This is a genomic window from Micromonospora costi (assembly GCF_003626655.1).
GTDB lineage: Bacteria > Actinomycetota > Actinomycetes > Mycobacteriales > Micromonosporaceae > Micromonospora > Micromonospora costi.
In genome coordinates this window covers 1,396,121-1,417,320 of sequence record NZ_RBAN01000001.1, presented here as the reverse complement: position 1 = coordinate 1,417,320, position 21,200 = coordinate 1,396,121, and the positions used below count along the sequence as shown (strand labels likewise).

Below are 21,200 nucleotides of genomic sequence, written 5' to 3'. Positions count from 1 at the left end.
GAACGCCCGCTCACCTGATCGCGCAACCACGCCGGTCAACGCACGGAAGTGGAGACAACCGCATGCGACAACGCCGTCTTCTGGCGTACGGCACCGTGGGTGCCACGCTGGCGACGCTCCTCATCGCCGTTCCGCCCGCCACCGCCGACCCCACGGGGGCACCGGTCCCGGCGGCCGGCGCGGCCGCCCGGTCGGAGCCCGCGCGGAAGCTGACCCTGTTCACCGGCGACCAGGTCACGGTCCGCGGCACGGACGTCAGCGTCGCCCCGCGCGACGGCGTCCACTTCGTGCGCGTCCAGCGGGACAAGGCCGACTACGTCATCCCGTCCGACGCCATCCCGCTGCTGAAGGCCGACCGGCTGGACGAGCGGTTGTTCAACGTCACCGCCCTGCTCGAGTACCGCTTCGACGAGCTCTCCTATCTGCCGCTGGTGGTCTCCGACGCGACCACCGTGCGGGGTCTGTCCACCGGGCCGGAGCTCGACGCGGTGGACGGCTTCGCCAGCAGGGTGCCGGTCGCCGACCTCGCGACGACCTGGCAGACCACGCGGACGTCGCTGACCGGCGGCAAGATCTGGCTCGACGGCATCCGGCAGTCCAAGCTGGACGTCAGCGTGCCGATGATCGGCGCACCGACCGCGTGGGCGGCCGGGTACGACGGCACCGGAGTGACGGTCGCCGTCCTCGACAGCGGCATCGACGACAGCCACCCCGACCTCGCCGGCAAGGTGGCGGCGCGGCGCAATTTCGTCCCCGAGAACGAGACCGGCGTGGACCTCAACGGCCACGGCACCCACGTGTCGTCGACCATCGCCGGCAGCGGTGCCGCCTCGGACGGCAAGTACAAGGGTGTGGCGCCGGGCGCCACGCTGCTGGACGGCAAGGTCTGCTGGAACGTCGAGGGCCAGGGCAGCTGCTCCGACTCGGCGATCCTGGCCGGCATGCAGTGGGCGGCCGAGTCCGGCGCGGACATCGTCAACATGAGCCTCGGCACCGCGGACTCCGTGGGCGTCGACCCGCTGGAGCAGGCCGTCAACGACCTGACCGCCGAGTACGGCACCCTGTTCGTGATCGCCGCCGGCAACTGGAACGGCTGGCAGTACCAGGTCGGGTCGCCGTCGACCGCGGACGCGGCGCTGTCGGTGGCGAACTTCGACAAGGCCGGCGAGGTGAACTGGTCGTCGCTGCGAGGCCCGCGGATCGGTGACTTCGGCGTCAAGCCGGACATCGGGGCACCCGGCACCGAGATCACCGCGGCCCGGTCGCCGAGCGCGCTCGGTCACCTGCCGGCGGGGCAGTACTTCGCCGCCACCGGCACCTCCATGGCGACCCCGCACGTCGCCGGCGCCGCCGCCCTGCTGGCTCAGGCCCACCCGGACTGGAAGGCCACGCAGTTCAAGGAGTCGCTGATGGCGACGGCCTCGCCGAACCGGGCGTACGACGTCTTCGCCCAGGGCGCCGGCTTCGTGAACGTCGCCAAGGCGCTGAGCCAACCCGTCACCTCCACCCCGGCGTCGCTGAGCCTCGGCGTGCTCGAGTGGCCGCACACCGAACAACCCACCACGCGGACCGTGACCTATCACAACCGCGGCGACCAGCCGGTGACGCTCGACCTGGCGCTGGACGGCAACGCGCCGGCGGGGCTGCTGACGCTGAGCACCACGACGCTGACCGTGCCGGCCCGCGGCGACGCGACCGTCCAGGTCGGCATCGACGAGCGGGCCAGCACCGCCTACGGCCTCTACAGCGGGCGGCTGGTGGCCGGCGGCGGGGACGTCACGGTGCAGACGCCGTTCAGCGTCTACCACGAGGAGCCGGCGGCGGGCGTGAAGATCTCCGCCATCGGCACCGACGGCGGGGCGCCCGCCAACATCATGATCGAGATGACCAACCCCGACCCCGAGAACTACGCCAGCTACACCTTCTACGCGTCCAGCCAGTCGGTGCGGGTGCCGCTGAACAGCTCCTGGAACGTCTCGGCGTACCTGGAGAACTCCGACGGCACGGTCGCGCTGCTGACCAACAACAAGGTCGTCGCCGACGGGGACCAGGAGGTGGTGCTCGACGGGCGCAAGGCTCGGCCGCTCACGGTCACCGTCCCGGACGCCACGGCGAAACCGTACGACGCCTCGGTCCTCATGGTGCGCACCGCCGACCCGATCCAGACGTACGCCGGGGTCTCGGGCGACCTGGACAGCATCCTCACGGCGGACGTCGGCCCCCGCGACGTGCCGGGTGTGACCACCCAGGTCCACGCGGTCTTCCAGGGCCCGGCGCGGAAGGACAGCGCCCCGGACATCTACCAGCTGGGCTGGCGGACCAAGGGCTTCACCACCGGCCTGGTCCGGCACGTCTCGCCGCGTGACCTGGCGACGGTCCAGGCCGAGTACGCGCAGAACGCGGTCGGTGTGGCGGCCGGACGCAGCAACAGCAGCCCCGACCCGGACATCGCCGGCGGCGGGTTCGCGTTGACCAGCGAACTGCCGGCGGTGGCGACCCCGGGACGCCGGACGGAGTACTACGGCGGCACCGTGCAGTGGCGCTCCGACGTCCTGGAGAAGACCGTGGCGGGTGACCTGTGGATCCTCGACCTGGCGCAGCTGGAGGACCCGGACTACCGGCCGGGCCACCGCTACACGGAACGGTGGAACGGCGCGGCGCTCAACACCACCATGATCCCGGTGTACGCGGGCTCGCCGGTCGCCGTGCGCGAGGGCAACACCGTACGGGCCGCGTTCAACGGGTACACCGACGGCGCCGGACACGTGGGTCTGCCGTACTCGATGACGAACCACCAGCTCACGTTGCAGAAGGGCGACACGGTGGTCGGCGCGTTCGACTACCTGTACGGCAACTGGGAGGTGGCCGCTGAGCCGACCACCTACCGGATGCGGTACGCGTTCGACCTGCCGGACCCGTACCGGTTGTCGCGCCGGATGGAGTCGGAGTGGACGTTCACCACCTCCGCCGGTCAGGCGGGTGCGCTGCCGCTCACCTCGGTCGGGTTCCAACCCGCGCTGGCACTGGACAACAGCGTCCGTGCGGGCAGCAGGCTGAGCATCCCCCTGACGTTCGCCCAACAGGCGACGGCGGGTCGGGTGACCTCGGCGACGGTGTCGGTGTCGTTCGACGACGGCCGCACCTGGGTGGCGGCTCCGACCGCTGAGACGCATGGGCGCTACAGCGCCACGATCGCCCACCCGAAGAACGCGTCGGGCTTCGTGTCGCTACGCGCCACGGCCACGGACAGCAAGGGCAACAAGGTCACCACCACCGTCTACCGGGCGTACCAGCTCGGGTGACGGTGGCGCCCGGGGCCGGGCGGCTCATCCCCGTCCGGCCCCGCGCCTCACGAGACGTGCCGACCCGCCGTCGCGTCGAGTTCGGCGAGCCGGCTGAGGGCCTGATCCACCATCTCGACCGGGCCGACCCGCCGGGAGATCCGCAGGACGCGCCGCAACTGCACCCGAGCCTCGTCCACGCGACCCAGTCGGGCGAGCGCCGTGCCCAGGCCCAGCCGGCACCGCGCCTCACTCTGCCGCACTCCCGAGCGCTGCAGCATCGGCAGCGCCACCCGCAGGCTCGCGGCGGCCGGCGCCCACCGGCGCATCGCCAGCAGGCTCAGGCCGACGTTCAGATGAAGGTGCCCGGCCGTCACGCCGCTGACCAGTGGAGACGGCGCCCGGCGCGGATCGGCCAGAAGATCCTCCAGTCGCCGGTACTGCTCGATGGCGTCCCGGTGCCGGCCGGCCTGGGCCAGGCTGCCGGCCAGCAGTGACAGCGCCTGCGAGTACCCGTCCCAGTCCGCGGCCGCCTCGAACAACGCCAGCGACTCCCGGGCCGCCGCCTGCGCCTGCCCCGCATCGCCACGTCGGCGGGCCGCCGACCCCAGGTAGACCCAGGCCCACGCCTGCTGGCTGAGGTCGCCCACGGCCCCGGCCAGCCGCAGCGCCTCTCGGGCCGGCGCCTCCGCCAGGTCCGGCCTCCGGGCACAGACCGTGTACGCCCACGACACGTAGTTCAGGTGGACGGCCTGACCACGAGGATCGCCGAGCGCCGCGGCCGAGGCCGCCCCCATCTGGAACACCTCCAGCCAGTGCTCCCAGTGCGTCCAGCGGTCGGAGAACCAGTGCATGGCATCCGCGACCGCCATCACCTCGGCGTGCCGGGCCGCGGCGAAGGCCGCCCGCAGGGCGCCCAGCCAGTTCAGGCTCTCCTGCGCGATCCAACGGCTGGCCTCCTCGGCCGACGCCGACCCGTCGGCGCCGGCCTCGCCGGCGTACTCCGGCTCGAACCACCGCCCCGCGGCCACCGCGGCACCGAGCAGCCAGGTGGCCACCCGGTCCTCGGCCTCCCGACGCGCCTGCGGCGTCTCCTCCTCCGCCAGGCGCGCCTGGGCGAACAACCTGATGAGGTCGTGGAACCGGTACCGGCCGTCGGCGGCCGGCTGGAGCAGCCCGAGGTCGGTCAGCTCCTCCAGAGCGACCTCGGCCTCCCGGACGCTCAGGCCGGCCGCCTGCGCCGCCAGGTCCACGCCGCCGTCCGGGCCGGGAAGCAGCGACAGCCGCCGGAACGTACGGGCCGCGGCAGCGGACAACTGCCGGTAGGACAGCATGAACGGCGCGGCCACCTGAAGGTCACCGGCGACGAGCAGGTCGAGCCGGTCCTCCTGCCGGGCCAGCCGCCGCACGAGGTACCCGACACTCCAGTCGGGGCGGCTGAGCAGCCGGTTTCCGGCGATCCGCAGTGCCAGCGGCAGGTTGCCGCAGGCCTGCGCGAGGCCGAGCAGCGTGGCGTCCGGCTCGGCGGCGACGCGTTGCGGCCCGATGATGCGCTGCAGCAGCGCCATCGCCTCCCCGCCCGGAAGGGCCGGGGGCGTGAGGCGGTCGACCGCCTCCAGGCCGGCGAGGCCGCGCCGGCTGGTGATGACGGTCAACGTGGCCCCGGCTCCGGGCAGCAGCGGACGCACCTGCCTCTCGTCGGCGGCGTTGTCGAGCAGCAGCAGAGCGCGCCGCTCGCGCAGCAGGGCCCGGTACAGCGCCGCCCGGTCGTGCTCGTCGTCGGGTACCCGGCTCTCCTCGACGCCGAGCGCGATGAGCAGGCGCAGCAGCAGGTCCGCCGGGCGCGGCGGGTCGGCGTCCAGGCCGCGCAGGTCGAGGAAGAGCACCCCGTCCGGAAAGGAATCGGCGTACGCGCCCGCGGCCTGCAGCATGAGCGCCGTCTTGCCGAGGCCGGGTTGCCCGGACACGACGGCGACCACCGGGGCGGCCTGCCGGTCGGTCGGTTCGGCACTGCGCACCACGAGGTCGGCCAACCAGCGCAGTTCGCTGTCCCGCCCCGTGAAGTCGGCGATGGTCCTGGGCGGCGCCAACGCCGGGATCGGCTGCGTGGCGCGACGACCGGCGCGGGCTGCCTCCCGCAGCGCGGTGGCCGCGGTGTCCGGCAGGCCCAACGCCCGCGCCAGCGCCTCGACCGTACGCCGTTGGGGTACCTGGCTGCGCCCACGTTCCATGTCGCTGATCGCCCGGACGCTGACCCGGGACGCCGCGGACAGCTCCTCGATCGTCAGGCCCGCGTCACCGCGATGCCGGCGCAGCAGCAGGCCGAAGCGGTGGGGCTCGGTCGCCGTGGGGACGCCCATCAGACCGGCGGCGGGATCGCCCCGTGTCCACGGATCATCCGCTCCGTGGGCGGCGAACCCATCACCTGCAGCATGCGGAGATGATGCCACGCCTCCCGACCCAGGTGGCACCCCCTGAGCCGACTCCCGAGGCCGGCTACCGGGACGCCGACCCGGGTGTCACGGGTACGCGAACTGACGCAGCATAACCACCGAACCATCCGATTTGGCCACCCAAACGGATGATTCGTCCTGTGCGGCGTGGTCCCGCCGGTCGCCGCGGCAGTTAACACGTGTGACACCCCGATTGGTGGCCTGCGCGGCGAAGGAGTCGGCATGGCAAGAACTGATTCGACGGGTTCCACCTGGCGGTACCGCTGGGCGCACCGGCAGAACGAGCGCCGGCACCGGACGTACCGCAGCGCCGAGGCGGCCTGGCGGCGGCGCGACGACGAGCTGCGGCGACTACGCGCGCTCGCCGCCGACTTCCAGGGGTCCGCGGCGGCCGGCGCCGGCCTACCCCTGGAACTCGCCCCCGGCGAGGTGGTGCTCTGGGTGTGGCCCGCCGCGCAACTGGTCGAGGTGCGGCACAGCGGGGTGCTGCCCGCGCCGGACCTGACCGTCATCCCGGAGGCGATGCCACTGCGCGCCCGCCGCCCGGACGGCGTTCGCGTCTTCGACGCCGGGATGGCCGTCATCACCAGCTGCCGTCTCGTGCTGCTGGGCGGCCGCGGCCGGCGCGACTGGTCGTACGGGAAGATGATCGGCCTGGCCCACTACCCGGCGGCGCCCGTCACCCTCGTCCAGGTGCTCGACCGTCGCCGCACCTCGGGGCTCATGCTGCCCGTCGAGGCGGCCGCCGACTTCCGGTTCAAGCTGACCCTCGCGTTCGCCGACGCGATCGAGCAGCGCGGCGCGGTCCTCGCCCAGCTCGACGAACTGATCGCCGAACATGAGCAGCGCAAACCGTTCCGGCCCGCCGTCGCCACGCCGGCCCAGGCCCGGCTCTCCGGGCTGGTGCCGGGCGGCCGGCGTACGGTCGCCGTGGCCGCGGCGGTCGCCGTGCTGGTGCCCGCGGCGCTCATCGAGTCGAACCCGTCCGACCCGGCCGGGGAGAGGGCCGTGGCCGCCACTCCGGCGAGCAGCCCGAGCAGCGTCCCCGCACTGGTCGGGCCGGCGCCCTCCGGACGGGCGCTCGCACCCGGCGCCGTGCCGCCCGCGGCGTCGCCGACCGGCTCGCCGTCGGGCAAGCCGAAGCGGACGACGCCGTCGCCGACCCCGAGCCGCGAGCGGCTCTGCGGTGCCCCGGCCAACCCCATGGGGTACGACTTCTGTGGCGGCTACCGCATCCGCAAGCCCGCCGCCGAGACCTGCGACTACTTCGACTGCGTGCAGGAGTTCTGGGCCGGCCGGGGCTACCTCGTGCAGTGCCGCGACGGCGCGGTCAGCCTGAACGGCGGCCGTCGCGACGCGTGCACCGAGCACCGGGGCACACGCCGGACCGTCTGGACCTGACGCGCTTCCGGGCCGGGTCGGCCGTCACTCGGCGGCGGCGTCGAGGAGCACGCTGGCCAGTTCGAGCGGCTGCGAGAACATCGGCCAGTGCCCGGTGTCCATCTCGACCAGTCGCCACCTGTCGCTCTTCAGCAGCGCCGCCACGTCGGGGTTCGGCTCGTCGCCGTCGAGCAGGCACTTGACGTACGTGGCCGGCAGTTCGCCGAGCGGGCGGGCGAGCACGGCCGGCTCGGTGAGCGTCGCACCCGGGTGCGGCGTGGAACCGCCCACGATGCGGGCGATCTGCTCCCCGCTGAGGCCCTGGCCGGCGTAGTCGTCAGCGGTCGGCGGCGGCCAGAACCCGCCGTTGTCGGCGAGCGCCGCCCGCACCCGCTCCCCGAGCGGCGGCCACACCGACACGAACGACTCGCCGTCGTGCGGCACGTTCGAGTCGACGAAGATGACCCGCCGCAGCCGCGCACCGATCCGCTCGGCGGCCTGACCCACCGGGATGCCCGAGTAGCTGTGGCCCACCAGGACGACGTCGCGCAGATCCTGCCGCTCGATCTCGTCGACGATGTCCTGCACGTGGGTCTGCTGCCCCGCAGGCAGGCCCTGCCGTTCCGCGAGACCGGAGAGTGTCACCGGGTGGGCGCCGTGGCCGGCCGCGCGCAGGCGCGGCGCCACCTCGTCCCACGCCCACGCGCCCAGCCACGCACCTGCCACCAGCACGAAGTTCGCCATGCCCGCACCGTAACCGGGACGCCCGACACTGTCCGCGCCGACCCGTGCGGTGAGGGGTCGCGGCGCTCTCCGTGTCGGCATCGGCGCCGGCGCGGCGGTGGTCAGCGCGTGGCGATCCGTGCCGCGGAGTCGGGGCGGAGGGGAAGCAGGGCCGCGAAGATGAGCGCGCCGGCGACCGGCAGCAGGTCGAGATTCACCGCGATCGCCGCGAAGCCCACGAAGGTCACGGGCGGAGCCCAGCGCGGCAGCCGGCGGGGCCGCACCGTCGCGGCCTGGACGAGCAGGGTGAGCAGACCGAGCTGGAACAGCAGCGGCCCGACCGCGAACAGCGGATCCGGCAGCGGGGCCGCGTCCGCCAGTCCCGCGAACAGGTCGCCGAGGATCACCCAGACGAAGCCCGCGGCCCCGGCCAGGGTCGCCCCGGTGGCGATGTCGGTGAGCGCCCGCAGGCGGGGTCCGTCGGCCAGCAGCACCCGGCGCAGGCCCACGGCCAGTGCGGCGAAGAGGACGATCGAGGCGAGGAACAGGCTGTGGCCCGTGTTCCACGCCCAGCCCGGCCCGTGGTCACCGTCCAGGCCGTCGGCGAGCCGGAGGATCCCGTAGAGCAGCAGCAGGACCGGCGCGGTGACGGCGACCAGCCGCAGCGGCGACAGCGCGCGGAGCGTGACGCGGGGCGGCACACCGACCGGCCGGGTGGCATTGGTGGCAGTCATTCTCCCAGCGTGCCGCCCCGACCCGCCCCAAACCATCGGGGATCCCCCCACTCCCACCCCGAACAACCCCCCACGCGAACCCCCAAGCCCGCCCCTCCCCGCCCCCCCTCCCCGCCGATCTTGCACTTTGTGCCCTTGGTTTGGGCTGTTTCGCGCGTTATGCCGGGGCACAAAGTGCAAGATCGCGGGGGGAGAGTGGGGGCAGCGCGGGGAGCGGGGCGATCTCGTGACTGGTTTCGGCTCTTGTGGGGTTTTTGTCGTAGATTATGGATGGTATGGAAGTACGCTCCGATGATGGTGCGCGGCTGAGGATCCGGCCGGTCGGCTACCAGCCGGGCGTCGAGCCGCCGGTCGATCCCGAGCAGGCGCGGGACTGGGACGACTGGCTGCTCATCGAGGCGGACGCCCGTACGGCCGACGGCCAGGCCTGGTCGCACTGCGAGCCGTCGCTCACCGTGGCCGAGGCGGGGGTCCTGGCCGACTGGCTCCTGTTGCAGGCCAGGCTGGCGACGGCGCCGTCGATCCGGCCGGCGGTGCTGCGCTTCACCGAGCCGAACCTGGCGTTCCGCGCCCGGGTCATCCGCCGGCGGCGGGTGGAACTCGTCGTCGAGTTCTCGTACGAGTCGCTGCCGCCCTGGATGCGCCGTCCGCTCACCGCCGTGTACCCGCTGCCGCTGACCGTCTCGGCTGACGCCCTCGCCGTGGCCGCGGAGCAGTGGGCACGGGACGTCGAGGCGTACCCGCAGCGGGTCATCTCCTGACGATCCGCATCGGTGCCGACTAATTTGCTCTTATCGGGAACAAAGGGAAGCATCGATCCCTGAGCGTGTCCTGACTCGTGCGCGAGCGGTTGTACCGCGTGTGACCACCACATCACCCGGCACCGTTGTGGCGACCACACAGTTGCCCGCATGGCGCGCCGCCTGGGCGGAACGCGAGAACGACCGGCGGCGGCGCACCCACCACCGTGACCTCGAGACGTGGCGTCGACGCGCCGACGAGCTGACCCGGCAGCGCATCGAGGCGCTCGCCTTCCTCGGCTGCACCGAGCCCCGTACCGGGCTGCCCGTGGACCTCGGCGACGACGAGCTGGTCTTCCGGATCCTGCCCACCGCCGAGCTGGTCGAGGCCACGGGGCGCCACGTGCCCGGCCTCCCGCACCCGGCGCTCAGCATCGGCCGGCCGACCCCGTCGAGCCGTACGCTCCCGAAGGGCCTGCGGGTCGCGGACGCCGGGCTGGCCGTCGTGACCAACCACCGCGTAGCCTTCGCCGGCCGCGCGCTGCGGCGCGAGTGGCGGTACGCGGACCTCGCCGGACCGGCCCACCACCCGGACGCGCCCGTGACCCTGCTGCACACCAGCGACGCGGGGCGGCTCGCCGGGCTGCTCGTGCCGGACGTGTCCGTGGCCAACGCCCGGTTCTACCTCACCCTCGCTGTGGCGGTGGCCCGCGGGGAGCGCGCCGCCGTGGTCGCGGAACTCGACGCGCTCGTCGAGGCCCACGAGCGCGACCGTCCCGCCCCGCCGCCGGCGGCCGACCCGTGGCAGGCGCCGCTGGTCGCGCGCCGGCCGGACCGGCGCGCCGCCGTCGCCGTGGCCACCGTGGCGTTCGTGACGTTCACTGCCAGCGCGCACGGGGCCGACGAGGACCTGCCGCAGTACCGGGCCGAGGCCGGCCGGGTGGTCGTCACCGACGTCGAGCCTCCCGTGGTCATCGGTGCGGTCGTGCCGACGCTCGCCCCCGTCCCACCGGTCGTGGCCGTCCCGTCGGGCGGCACCGCCGGCATCACCGGCGGCACGTCGGACGCCGGCTCGCCCGGTGACGGGCCGCAGGCGGGCGGCCCCGGCGAGGCGCCGGCCGAGGACTCCGCCACGCCCGCCCGGTCGGCAGCCCCCGGGGCGGGCGGCGGATCCGGTCGGGCTCCCGTCACCGCGCCCGCGCGGCCACCCGCGTCGCCCACCGCGCCTCCTCCGCCGGCCGCGACCACGCCGCCGAGCAGCCCCGCACCCACCACGCCGCCGAGCACGAGCCCGCCTCCGCCGGCCGCACCGAGCCCCGCCCCGACGAGCCCGCCACCCTCGTCGCCGGACAACCGGCTGCTCACCGTCTGCCTCGACCCGTTGCGGCTGCCGCTGCTCGACCCGCTGCTCTGCCCCCGCGACGAGTAGGGCGGGCCGCCCGGCGACGGACGCGACGGCCGTGAGACCGCCGCGCTCCCCGCTCAACCGGTGGCGCCGAAGTCGGGAACGGTGAGGGTGCCGTCGGCGGCCAGGGGGAAGCCCGGGTTCCAGGCCACCTCCCAGACGTGACCGTCCGGGTCGGCGAAGCAGCCCGCGTAGCCGCCGTAGAACGTCTCGCGGGCCGGCTGGGTGACCTCCGCCCCGGCCGCGGTGGCGTCGCCGAGCAGGGCGTCGACCTCGTCGCGGGACCGGACATTCTGTGCCAGGGTGATCCCGCCGAAGCCGCCGCCGCCCGGGTCGTCGATGCCGGCGTCCGCCGCCACCCGCTCGCGCGCCCAGAGCACCAGCGCCAGCCCGCCGGCCTGGAAGAAGACGGTCTCCGCGACCTCCTGACCGCGCCAACCCAACCGCTCGTAGAAGGCCCGGGCCCGCGGCAGATCGGTGACGCCGAGGGTGACCAGGCTGATCCGTTGCTCCATGGCCCCAGCTTCTCTCATCCCGGGCCGACGGGTGTGACATGCGCCGGCACCGGTCACGAGGGCGTCGGCTGCCGCGTCCGGGGGGCATGAGACGAATACTCGTACCCGTCACCGTGCTGCTCGCGCTGCTGGCCCTCGTGGTCGGGGTGTGGGCGATGACCGCACCCGCGTCGTTCGCCGACGTCGTGAACTTCCCGCCGCACGAGCACTTCGTGCACGACGTCGGCGCGTTCCAACTCGGCATCGGGGTGAGCCTGCTGCTCGCCACCGTCTGGGCCGACGGGTTCGCCGTGGCCCTCGGCGGCTACCTCGTGGGCGGCGTCACCCACACCGTCGCGCACCTCATGGACCGGGAGCTCGGCGGCAGCGACGGCCAGACCGTGCTCATCGGGGTGTCGGCCCTGCTGGCCGCCGTGGCGCTGGTCGAGCGGTGGCGCGAGCTGGGCTGGGTGCTCGGCCGGGTCGAACCGGCGGCCGTGCCCGAGTGGGCGCCGTACGTCCGGCAGAAGACCGTCGCCCTCACCACGTACCGGCGGGACGGTACCCCGGTCAGCACGCCGGTGAGCATCGCCGTGTCGGGCGGCCGGGCGTACGTGCGCAGCTACGAACGGGCCTGGAAGACCCGCCGGATCCGCAACAACCCGACCGTCACGGTCGCCGCGTCCACCGGCCGCGGCACACCGACCGGCCCGGCCCTCCAGGCCACCGCCCGCCGGCTCAGCGGCCAGGAGTACCAGCAGGCGAGGCGGGCGCTGCGTCGCAAGTACCCGCTGCTGCACGTGGTGCTCGTGCCCCTCGTGCACCGGCTCGGGCGGCGTACCACCGGCCGTACCGTGCACTTCGAGCTGGTCGCCGTCCCCACCGGACCGGCTGCCGATCGGGCCGAGGGGACGGCAACCGGCGTACGACCGTGAACACCACCGGATAGCAGTCTTCGAAGTACGGCAATCTCGCTGTCAACGTTCGCTCAGGTTCGGTGACCTCGTTGGTCACCTGCGGCCGAAACGATCACCAGGTTTCCGCCCGACCTCCGAACGAACAGCGAGTCCACTGTGTTCACCCTGCCCCGCGCCCCGCGCCTCGCCCGGCGTCGCTCGTGGGCCGTGCTCGCCCTGGCGCTGATCGGTGTGCTGGCGCCGGATCCGGCCTCGGCGCACCCCTTCGGCGCTCCACAGCAGATCGAGGTCGCCGGCGCGGGCGAGCACGAGGTGCGGGTTCGCTGGCTCGTCGGCGGGACCGACGACCTGACGCTGCTCGGCATCGACCTCGGCGTGCTGGGCGAGGACCGGGTGATGCTGGACGGCGCGGTGACCTTCGAGCCTTCCGACGCGGGCGCGATGGCGAAGGCGTCCGAGTTCGCCGCGTACCTGACCGAGCGGATCGCCGTGGCCCAGGGCGGGCGGTCCTGCGAGGGCCGGGCCAGCGTCGCCGACGACCTGGTGAAGGACGGCGCCGAGGTGCTGTTCACCTGCCCCGAGCCGGTGAGCACGGTGACCGTGACGTCCCGGATGCTCACCGACCTGCACGAGGCGTACCGGACGCTCGCCAGAGGCCCCGCCGGGCAGAAGGCGGTGTACGACGCGAAGCACGAGTCGGCCGACTGGGACCTCACCGCCGGGCCGGACACCGGTTCCGGCCCCGCGTCGCCTCGCGCCGTCGCCCCCGTCCCACCGGACGACAGTGCCCGGCAGCTCCTGGTCGTCGGGGGCATCATGCTGGCCGCCGCCGCGGCCGGGATCTTCTGGTACCGCCGCCGGCGGCGAAGGGCCTGAACCATGGACGCGAGCACCAGCCCCGGCATCGCCTCGGCCACGACCGGCTCCGGCCCCCTGGCCCTCATCCCCGGCGACGGCAACCTCTTCGGCGCCGCCGCACTCGGCGACCGGCTGATCGAGGCGGTGCAGTCGCCCGGTTTCGTACCGGTGGCGCTGGCGATCGCGTTCCTGGCCGGGGCCGCGCACGGGCTCGCGCCCGGCCACGGCAAGAGCCTCGCGGCGGCGTTCCTGATCGGATCCCGCGGGCGGGTCCGCGACGCCGCCTGGCTGGGATTCTCGGTGGCCGTCATGCACACCGTCTCGGTGCTGGCCATCGCCGTCGCCTGGACCTTCTTCTCCCTCTCCGACCTGGTCAGCCTCGAACGACTGACCACCGGGCTCCAGCTGGTGGCCGGTCTCACGGTCGTCGCCGTCGGGCTCTGGCTGTTGCGACGCCACCTGCGCCGACGCGGTCACGACCATGCCCACAGCCATGACCACGGGCACAGCCATGAACGCGGGCATGACCACGGGCACAGCCACAACCACAGCCAGACGTCCCGGCCGGGTCTGCTCCTGCTCGGCGTCTCCGGCGGGCTGACGCCGTCGCCGGCGGCCTTCCTCCTGCTGGTGACCGGCATCTTCGCCGGCCGCGCCGGGTTCGCCCTGGTGCTCGTGGCCTGCTTCGGTCTCGGGCTCGCCGCGGTGCTCTTCACCGTCGGGCTCCTGGCGCTCACCGGCCGCTCCCTCGTGGCGCGCGCCCACTCGTCCCGCGCCCTCCTGCGGCTGGCGGCGCGAGTGGCCCCCGTGCTGGCCGCGTGCGGGATCACCCTCATCGGCGTCGGGATCTCCGCTGCCGCCGTGGCCGGCATGCCCGGGACCTGACCTGGGCCCCCTCCTGTCGCGGATCCGCGACCAGTGACCCCACCACCACCAACAGGTAACCCCCAACCGAAGGAGATGTCGTGACGACACCGCTCCATCCGATCGCCCGTGGGTGGCGCCGCCTCGGCGCGACCACCCTCGGGCTCGCGATGGCCGCCGGCGTGCTGCTGTTGCCGGCCCAGGACGCGCCCACCCTCGGCAGCACCAACCAGGTCGCCGCGGCCGCCGCGGTCCCGGCCGCCGACGTCCTCGACGTGGCCTTCACCGGCGGCACCGCCACCGACCGGGCCCAGAACCTCACCCCCACCACCTGGGGCACCCCGACCTACGCCACGGACGCGGCGTTCGGCCACGACATCGTGAAGGTCGATGGGGTCGACGACGCCGTCTCGTTCGACTTCACCGACCAGTGGAGCCGGTTCTCCACCGGCTTCGCCATCGAGTGCGTGTTCCGCGTCGACACCACCATGCCCGTCAGCGGCGAGAAGGACCTCTGCTCCGACAAGGAGGGCGGCGGCTTCTCCGTCTACGTCAACGCCGGCAACCTCGGCACGATGGCTCACATCGGCGGCGGCTACAAGTCGGTGCTCACGCCGATCAGCGGCAACCGCTGGTACCACGTCGTCTCGGCCTGGGATGGCCAGACGCTGCGCCTCTACCTCAACGGCCAGCTGGCCGGCTCGACGGCCGCCACCGGCGCGCTCACCCTGCCGGCCGCGACCGCGCGCCGGTTCGTGATCGGCGCCGACGCGGCACCGTCCGGCATCGGGCAGGTCGCCCCGCCGGCCTCCTTCGCGGGCAGCCGGGTCTGGAGCCGGTCGCTGACCGCCGCCGAGGCGTACGAGCTGGCCGCGGCGTACGACCTCAAGCCGCCGGTCCCGACCGCCGACGTCCTCGACGTCGACTTCGACGACGGCACCCCGAAGGACGACGCGCAGAACCTCGCCGTCACCACCGTCGGCGAGCCGGTGATCGCCCAGGACAACGCGGTGAAGACGCCGGTCGCGACGTTCGACGGCGCCAACGACGCGTACGCCTACGCGATGGGCGACGCCCAGTGGGCGAAGATCCGCAACCAGGTCTCGATCGAGTGCACCCTCAAGGACAACGGCACGCTGCCCAACTCCGGTGAGCACTCGGTGTGTTCGGAGAAGGAGACCGGCGGCTACTCGATCGTGGTGTACGGCGACAAGCTGACCTTCGCCGTGTACGCCAACGGTGCGTACCGCAACGCCCAGGTCCCGATCTCCTCCGGCCGCTGGTACCACGCGGTCGGCACCTGGGACGGCGCCACGGCCCGCCTGTACGTCGACGGCGTCCTGGCCGCCTCGGTCGCCGCACCCGCGCCGCTGGGGCTGCCGGGCGGTGCCGCCCGCAACAGCTTCTTCGTGGGCGCCGACGCGGTCAACCAGTTCTGGGCGCCGGCGTCGGTGCGCAACGCCCGCATCTACTCCCGGGTGCTCACCCTGGACGAGGTGCAGGCCCTCAACATCGCCGCGCTCGGTGACGTCCGGGACGCGGGCGTCGCGATCACCGCCACCGTGCCGGCCGAGGGCGCGCACCTCAGCCGCCCGACCGAGTTCCAGCTGACCGTCGCCAACCAGGGCAACGCCACCGGCTGGCGGTACCTGCTCGACGGCCAGCCCGTCGAGGTCGGCCAGGAGATCGGCGCCGGCCTGACGTCCGGCAGCCACACCCTGGAGATCTCGGCGACCGACGTGTTCGGCAAGGCGGTCACCAGGACGGTCCGCTTCACCTCCGACGCCATCCCCACCGGCGGTGGCACCGACGTCGGCCAGGGCAGCGGCCGCGTCACCCTGTCGGCCATCGCCCACAACCCCGACGGGGGTGACGTCACCACCACCTTCAAGCAGGCCACCCCGAGCGTGCCGGCGGGCGGCTTCCAGGGCGTCATCCCGGTCATGCCGTCCACGCTGGACTTCTCCTACAGCGAGGGCGGCCAGATCGGCGCCAGCCCGCGGCCCGACGGCACGCTGGCGAACAGCCCGTCCACGGGCACCATCCCGTTCCAGCGGTTCGACGTCCAGGTGCCGCCGTCGGGTGAGCGCCGCCAGATCCTGTGGAGCGGCGTGGTCGACCCCGAGCGGGCCGTCGCGCTCCTCGCCTGGAACACCACCGCGAAGGCGTGGACGGAACTCGCCACCGCGCGGGGCCAGGCCGAGGGGGACTCGACCCTGAAGGCCGTCGTCCGGCCCGAACTGGTCGACAACGGTACGGTGCACGTCCTGGTGGTCGGGAAGGACCCGTTCGCCGACGACCTCGCGCCGCGCGACGGGTCGGCCGGCGACCCGGCGAACCGGGACCACTTCGACGACCCGGCGTCGTACGACTTCTCGCTCGCCCACTTCACCGACACCCAGTACCTCGCCGAGGGCGCGGCCGGCGGCACGTACGACGACTTCGACGGCGTCGACGAGCCGACCGACAAGATGACCATGGAGGAGCGGGCGCTCTGGCAGAAGTCCTACCGGGACACCACCAGGTGGCTGGCCGACAACGCCTCCGGGAAGAAGATCGCCTACACGGCGCACACCGGTGACGTCATCGAGAACGACTACTCCGACCCGCTCGCCAAGGACTCCAACGGCAACCTGCTCTACCCGGGCCTGGACGAGCAGGTCACCCGCGAGTTCCAGTTCACCTCGGAGGCGCAGCGGACGCTGGACGAGGCAGGCCTGGTCAACCAGGTCGTCGCGGGCAACCACGACAACCAGGGCGGCAACGAGACCGGGCCGACGTCCCGCTTCAACCAGTACTACGGCCCGGACCGCTACTACGACGGCTCACAGAAGTGGCCGGCCGTGTCCGAGGCGTCGTACCACGCGTGGGACGAGACCACCGACGCGGCGGGCAACACGGTCACCCGGGGCAGGGACAACCAGAACAACTACGTCCTGTTCTCCGCCGGTGGGCTCGACTTCGTGGCGGTGGGCCTGTCGTACGGCGTCACCCAGGCCGAGGCCGACTGGGCCAGCTCGGTGTTCCAGCGGTACCACGACCGCAACGGCATCCTGCTGACCCACGCCTACCTCGCGCCGTCAACGACGCCGGACGGCCGCGGAGCCACCTTCTCCACCGACGGCTCCCGGGCCTTCTCGACCATCGTCCAGTCCAACCCGAACGTGTTCCTGGTCCTCGCCGGCCACGAGCACGGCGTCGGCACCAACCTGAAGACCGGTGTCGGCGTGACGGTGGCGCACGACGTGGTCGAGCTGCTCGCGGACTACCAGTTCTACAAGATGACCGCGGGCGAGCTGTGGCCGGAGAAGGTCGACGCCAACGGCAACCTCGACCTCAACGGCGACGGCACCGTCGACCACAAGGCGACCGACCTGCTCCAGTTCGGCGCCAGCTTCCTTCGGCTGCTCCAGATCGACGTGGAGCGGTCCGAGATGAGCGTCGACACCTACTCGCCGATGCTCAACAACTTCGGCGCCACGGAGTACGACGACCGCAAGCGCTACAACGGCGCCGAGGACAACATGGTGCTGCCGATCGACCTGTCCAGCCGGACCACCAGCTTCGGCACGGACAGCCTGGTCGTCGTCACCCCGACCGCCACGGTCATCGGTTCGGCCACCGCCAAGTCGGGCTGGCCGGCCAGCGTGGCGTGGACGGGCCTGACCGAGGGCGAGCTGTACGCCTGGACCAGCACCAGCCGCACCGGTGACGGTGACCAGGTCGGCTCGGCCGACCAGTTCGGCGGCGTCTTCACCGCCACCGCGGCCGGTACCGACGTCACCCCGCCGGTGCTGACCGTGCCGGCGTCGACCTCGGTCCCGCAGGGTCAGGCCTTCGACCCGCTCGCCGGTGTCACCGCCGTCGACAACACCGACGGCGACGTGGCCGACCGGATCCAGGTGGTCGGCACCGTCGACACCGGGGCGCCGGGCAGCTACGCGCTCACCTACCTGGTCTCCGACACCAACGGCAACCAGGCGGTCGCCAGCCGCGTGGTGACCGTGACGAAGACCCCCACCGAGGTACGCATCCCGACGTCGGTCCGCGCCGACGACGTGACGGCGACCTGGCGCAAGAGCGTGAAGCTGAGCGCCACGGTGAAGCCGAACTCGGCCACCGGTCCCGTGCAGTTCCTCATCGGTGAGGACGTGCTGTGCGAGGCCACGCTGAAGAAGGGCGTCGCGACCTGCACGGTCGACCGGATGCCCAGCCCCGGTACGCACCGGGTGCGGGCGATCTACGGCGGCGACAGGACGTACGCCCCGTCGTACGACGACTTCACCCTGACGGTGGTGGAGCGCCGGTAGTGACAGTGACGGGTGGTGCCGGCGGATCCCGTGGCGCCGGCACCACCCGTCGTTCAGGGAGCGCCGCTACGCGCCGGGGACCACCACGATCCCGTTGTTGTAGTCGGCGAGGAGCACGTCCTTGTGCCCGTCGTCGTTGATGTCCCCGACGGCGAGGCCCCGGTGGTCGTAGTGCGAGGCGTAGTAGGGGTTGCTGCCCAGCTGCTCCCGGCCCAGCCGCCCGTCGGGACGCTGGAGCAGGACGCCCACCGCGTACCAGCCGCCGTGGGCCACCACCACGTCCAGCCGCGTGTCGCCGTCCATGTCCTCGAGGACGACCGGCTCCGGCATGTCGTACGCCACGTAGACCTGCCAGGCGCCGAGGGTGCCGTCGGCCTGGTGGGTCAGCACGGAGACCCGCGGGTCGGGCATGTTGCCGGTGACGGTGACGACCACGTCGGCCCGGCCGTCGCCGGTCACGTCGCCGGCCGCGAACGACTGCGCAGAGATCTCCTGCCCCTCGGGTACGGGGATGCCGGCGGGCGCGGCGAAGGTGCGCGCGCCGGTCTGCTCGACGACGATGACCCGGCGGCCGTCGAGCCGTACCAGGTCCAGACCGGGGCCGCCGGTCACGTCGGCGATGCCCAGGAGCGGGGCGGAGGTCGGCGTGGCCACCGACGCCGGCGGCGCGAACTCACCCGGGCCGGTGCCGTAGCGCACCAGCACCGACTCGTTCGTGGTCGCCACCAGGTCGAGGTGGCCGTCCCGGTCGAGGTCGACCACCCGGACATCCCCGAGGGCCGCGCCGAACGGCAGCGCCACGGGAGCGGACAGTCCGCCCGCGGACTGCCGGTAGAGGTCCACCCCGTCCCCGGACGCGACCAGCAGCTCGTTGCGCTCGTCGCCGTCCAGGTCGGCGATGACCGGGGTCATGCTGCCGCCCGTCGACACCGTGGTGGCGTACCGGACGGGCGCGGCGAGCCGGTGCTCCGGCAACTGGACGAACAGGTACACCGAGTGGTTGAGGTCACCGGCGCCCGCCTCGTCCTCGGTGGTGAGGACCACGTCGGTGAGCCCGTCGCCGGTGAGGTCGCCGGCCGCGATGGCCTTCTCCTCCGAGCCCACGCGGGCCGCCTCGGCGGGGCCGAAGGACACCTCGCCGTACGCCGGGTCGACCGGCACGGTCAGGTCGGCCGAGGCGCTGGCGCCGTACTCGGGATCGCTGCCGGTGCCCTCGAAACGGGCGTAGTAGGTCGCCGCGGCGGTCGGGGTGACCACGACGGCGGCGTACCCCTGCCACGCGTTGGTCTGGCCGACGACCTCGCCGCCGGACAGGAAGACCACCTTGCCGCGCAGTTCGGCGCCGTCCGCGGTGGTGACGCGGGCCGACAGCGCCACCTTCTGGCCCTGCTCGGAGCGGACCGGGTCGGCGGCGATCGTGGTGGTGGTCGCCGTGCCCGTGTAACCGGCCGCGGACGCGAACGGGCCGGTGGCACCGCTCGCGGTCACCGCCCGCACCTTGTACTGGTAGTAGTAGGTGTCGGACCGCTCGGTCTCACGGAACGAGGTCTGCGTGGTCGTGGTGATGAGGGTGTCGCCGTCCATCACGTGGTGGCGGTACACCTCGTAGCGGGCGGCACCCGGCACCGGTTCCCACGCCAGGTCCATGACGGTTGGCGTGCCGGTGAGCCGCAGGCCGCCGGGCGCCGGCAGCACCGGGTCGGTGGTGGCGCTGGCCTGCGGTGAGTAGCCGGAGACCTTGTTCCGGCTCTCCGCCTGGACCACGTAGTAGTAGGTGGTGGCCGGGGTGAGCCCGGAGTCGAGGAAGTCCAGGCTCGTGCTGCTGCCGACCTGGGTGTAGGGGCCGCTCGACCCGGTGGAGCGCGAGATCCGGTACGCGGACGCCTGCGGCGCCGCCTGCCAGCTGACCCGGATCTCGGTGGACGAGACCGCCACGGCGCTGGTCGCCGGGGGCGGGGTGACCGCGGGCGCGGCCAGGGCGGGTGTGGCGGTGAGCTGCGTCAACGTGACGAGCGTCGCCACGAGGGCGATGCCGATCCGTCGTAGGCGGGTGGTTGCGTGGGCTTTCAACCGTCCTCCATCCCCGTGAAGATCATTCCTTGTGTACGGCGTCCCGTGGCGTCCTCGCATCACACGGCGACCGTCGGGGCCGCGGCGGTCCCCGGTGCTGTGGGACCATGGTCCGTCCGTTGTGTACGGTCCCGCCCCGTCGGAAGGGTTGCCCCGTGGCAGACACCGCCCCGCGCTCCGCTACCGAGCAGATCTCGAAGATCGACACCAGCGTTCCGCACTCCGCACGTATCTGGAACTACTGGCTCGGTGGCAAGGACAACTTCGAGGTCGACCGGATGGCGGGCGACCAGGTGCGCGCCGTCTTCCCGGCGATGGTCGAGACCGCCCGCGAGTCCCGCGCGTACCTCTCCCGCGTGGTGCGATTCCTCGCCGGCGAGGCCGGGATCCGGCAGTTCCTCGACCTCGGCACGGGCCTGCCGACGGCCGACAACACCCACGAGGTCGCGCAGCGGATCCGGCCCGACAGCCGGATCGTGTACGTCGACAACGACCCCATGGTGCTCGCCCACGCCCGTGCGCTGCTCGTGAGCACGCCCGAGGGCCAGACCCAGTACCTGCACGCCGACCTGCGCGACCCCGAGGCGGTGCTCCGCCAGGCCGCCGAGCACCTCGACTTCAACCAACCGATCGCGGTCCTGCTGTTCGGCGTGATGGGCCACATCGCCGACGACGACCAGGTAATCGCCATCATCCGTACGCTGCTCGCCGCCGTGCCCTCCGGCAGCTTCCTCGCCATGTCCGACGGCACCGACACCAGCGAGGCCGTCGTCGAGTCACACCGGCAGTACAACGAGAGCGGCGCCATGCCGTACCACCTGCGCAGCCCGGAACGGATCGCGCGGTTCTTCGACGGGCTGGAGCTCGTCGAGCCGGGGCTGGTGCCGTTCACGCAGTGGCGGCACGAGGGAGATGGCACGCCTGCTGTCGTGGACGGCTACGGCGCGGTCGGCCGCAAGCCCTGACGCTGC

At 73.1% G+C, this 21,200-nt stretch carries 14 protein-coding genes; 9 read left to right on the top strand and 5 right to left on the bottom strand.

What is annotated here, in order from left to right; translation table 11 throughout:
- Positions 1 to 62 precede the first annotated feature (62 nt).
- Positions 63 to 3,302, top strand: a complete 3,240-nt coding sequence (locus D7193_RS06390) for a S8 family serine peptidase (RefSeq protein ID WP_158674777.1) — start codon at positions 63 to 65, stop codon at positions 3,300 to 3,302.
- 47 nt (positions 3,303 to 3,349) lie between these two features.
- Here the strand turns inward: D7193_RS06390 and D7193_RS06385 are convergent, their stop codons facing one another.
- Positions 3,350 to 5,641 (bottom strand): helix-turn-helix domain-containing protein, encoded by a 2,292-nt coding sequence (locus tag D7193_RS06385; protein ID WP_120778385.1) that lies wholly within the window; start codon positions 5,639 to 5,641, stop codon positions 3,350 to 3,352.
- 315 nt (positions 5,642 to 5,956) lie between these two features.
- Between D7193_RS06385 and D7193_RS06380 the strand changes: the two genes are divergently transcribed.
- Positions 5,957 to 7,135, top strand: coding sequence for a hypothetical protein (locus tag D7193_RS06380; protein ID WP_120778384.1), 1,179 nt, complete (start codon positions 5,957 to 5,959; stop codon positions 7,133 to 7,135).
- A 24-nt stretch (positions 7,136 to 7,159) separates the two neighbouring features.
- On the opposite strand, the gene D7193_RS06375 is transcribed toward D7193_RS06380, so the two are convergent.
- Together D7193_RS06375 and D7193_RS06370 are read right to left on the bottom strand one after the other, a co-directional pair.
- On the bottom strand, positions 7,160 to 7,858 hold the full coding sequence (locus D7193_RS06375) for an alpha/beta fold hydrolase (protein WP_120778383.1): 699 nt from the start codon (positions 7,856 to 7,858) through the stop codon (positions 7,160 to 7,162).
- Between the two features lie 101 nt (positions 7,859 to 7,959).
- Positions 7,960 to 8,571 (bottom strand): hypothetical protein, encoded by a 612-nt coding sequence (locus D7193_RS06370; protein WP_241562829.1) that lies wholly within the window; start codon positions 8,569 to 8,571, stop codon positions 7,960 to 7,962.
- A 275-nt stretch (positions 8,572 to 8,846) separates the two neighbouring features.
- Here D7193_RS06370 and D7193_RS06365 point away from each other — a divergent pair, with 275 nt between their 5' ends.
- Positions 8,847 to 9,332, top strand: a complete 486-nt coding sequence (locus D7193_RS06365) for a WapI family immunity protein (RefSeq protein WP_120778381.1) — start codon at positions 8,847 to 8,849, stop codon at positions 9,330 to 9,332.
- A gap of 100 nt (positions 9,333 to 9,432) precedes the next feature.
- The gene (locus D7193_RS06360) at positions 9,433 to 10,740 is read left to right on the top strand and encodes a hypothetical protein (RefSeq protein WP_147434338.1); all 1,308 of its coding nucleotides are present in this window, start codon (positions 9,433 to 9,435) and stop codon (positions 10,738 to 10,740) included.
- Positions 10,741 to 10,793: 53 nt separating this feature from the next.
- Here D7193_RS06360 and D7193_RS06355 read toward each other — a convergent pair whose 3' ends face one another.
- Positions 10,794 to 11,231 carry a VOC family protein gene (locus D7193_RS06355; RefSeq protein WP_120778379.1) on the bottom strand — a complete coding sequence of 146 codons (438 nt, stop codon included), beginning with the start codon at positions 11,229 to 11,231 and terminating at the stop codon, positions 10,794 to 10,796.
- A gap of 86 nt (positions 11,232 to 11,317) precedes the next feature.
- Between D7193_RS06355 and D7193_RS06350 the strand changes: the two genes are divergently transcribed.
- From D7193_RS06350 to D7193_RS06335, 4 genes are all read left to right on the top strand, one after another.
- The gene (locus tag D7193_RS06350) at positions 11,318 to 12,145 is read left to right on the top strand and encodes a PPOX class F420-dependent oxidoreductase (RefSeq protein WP_120778378.1); all 828 of its coding nucleotides are present in this window, start codon (positions 11,318 to 11,320) and stop codon (positions 12,143 to 12,145) included.
- A 138-nt stretch (positions 12,146 to 12,283) separates the two neighbouring features.
- Positions 12,284 to 13,003 carry a hypothetical protein gene (locus D7193_RS06345; protein ID WP_120778377.1) on the top strand — a complete coding sequence of 240 codons (720 nt, stop codon included), beginning with the start codon at positions 12,284 to 12,286 and terminating at the stop codon, positions 13,001 to 13,003.
- A gap of 3 nt (positions 13,004 to 13,006) precedes the next feature.
- Positions 13,007 to 13,870 (top strand): HoxN/HupN/NixA family nickel/cobalt transporter, encoded by an 864-nt coding sequence (locus D7193_RS06340; protein ID WP_120778376.1) that lies wholly within the window; start codon positions 13,007 to 13,009, stop codon positions 13,868 to 13,870.
- A gap of 80 nt (positions 13,871 to 13,950) precedes the next feature.
- Positions 13,951 to 18,159, top strand: coding sequence for a LamG-like jellyroll fold domain-containing protein (locus D7193_RS06335; protein ID WP_120778375.1), 4,209 nt, complete (start codon positions 13,951 to 13,953; stop codon positions 18,157 to 18,159).
- A gap of 66 nt (positions 18,160 to 18,225) precedes the next feature.
- Here the strand turns inward: D7193_RS06335 and D7193_RS06330 are convergent, their stop codons facing one another.
- Entirely contained in the window at positions 18,226 to 20,229 is a 2,004-nt protein-coding gene (locus D7193_RS06330) for an FG-GAP-like repeat-containing protein (protein ID WP_147434337.1), read from the bottom strand.
- Between the two features lie 107 nt (positions 20,230 to 20,336).
- On the opposite strand from D7193_RS06330, the gene D7193_RS06325 reads away from it, so the two are divergent.
- Positions 20,337 to 21,194, top strand: a complete 858-nt coding sequence (locus tag D7193_RS06325) for an SAM-dependent methyltransferase (RefSeq protein ID WP_120778373.1) — start codon at positions 20,337 to 20,339, stop codon at positions 21,192 to 21,194.
- The last annotated feature ends 6 nt before the right edge of the window (positions 21,195 to 21,200 follow it).